The organism is Pseudomonas sp. PB103, from assembly GCF_009764635.1.
In the GTDB taxonomy this organism is placed as follows: Bacteria; Pseudomonadota; Gammaproteobacteria; order Pseudomonadales; family Pseudomonadaceae; genus Aquipseudomonas.
In genome coordinates this window covers 1-1,008 of record NZ_RWIL01000073.1, presented here as the reverse complement: position 1 = coordinate 1,008, position 1,008 = coordinate 1, and the positions used below count along the sequence as shown (strand labels likewise).

General features: G+C 58.6%; 1 pseudogene. It reads left to right on the top strand.

Features of this window, described 5'->3' with window-relative positions:
- Window positions 1-971: pseudogene (locus EJA70_RS13675) on the top strand (IS3 family transposase); the annotation flags it as partial.
- Window positions 972-1,008: the final 37 nt, after the last annotated feature.

Sequence of the window (1,008 nt, the reverse complement as noted above, 5' to 3'; positions counted from 1 at the left end):
CTCAAGCAGATCCGTGAACTGCAACGGATGTTGGGCAAGAAAACGATGGAAGCGGAAATCCTCAAAGAGGCCGTGGAGATCGCCCGGTCGCGAAAATGGATTGCGCACTCACCCTTGTTGCCGGGGGACGACCAGTGAAGCTGGTCAGCGAATGTCTCGGTGTGGCGCGCTCGCAATTAACGGTTCGAATCAAGCAATCGGTATCGCCCAAGACACGGCGAAGCAGGCCTGTGAACGATGTAGAGCTGGTCGCTGAAATCCAGCAAGAGGTCAGCGAACTGCCCAGCTATGGATACCGTCGCGTCTGGGGACTGCTGCGTCGCGCACGTGAAAAGCGGTCGCTGCCCGCGATCAACGTGAAACGGGTTTACCGGGTCATGCGTGATCACAATCTGCTGCTTGAACGCCGGATCAAACAGCCCGGCGTGCCGCGTCGGCACGAGGGCCGTATTGCGGTGGAAACCAGCGATACGCGTTGGTGCTCGGACGGCTTTGAGTTCCGTTGTGAGGACGGCGCCAAACTGAGCGTGACCTTCGCCCTCGATTGCTGTGATCGCGAAGCCATCGGCTGGGTCGCGAGCCCGACCGGGTACAGCGGCGATGATATCCGCGACTTGATGTTAGAAAGCGTGGAGAAGCGTTTTGGTGATCAACTGCCCGCCACGCCAGTTCAATGGCTAAGCGACAACGGCTCTGCGTACACCGCTGAACAGACACGCCTGTTTGCTCGACAGATCGGCTTGCAGCCAGTGACCACACCGGTGCGCAGCCCGCAGAGCAACGGCATGGCCGAGAGCTTCGTGAAGACGATCAAGCGGGATTATGTGGCGCACATGCCCAAGCCGGATCGAGAAACGGCGCTACGTAACCTGGCAATTGCCTTTGAGCATTACAACGAGCAGCATCCGCACAGCGCTTTGAACTATCGCTCACCGAGGGAGTTCAGGCGCTTGGCAGCTGCATCAATTTAACGGGGAGTTGGTGTCCGGTTTTGTAGGGGCAAGTCCA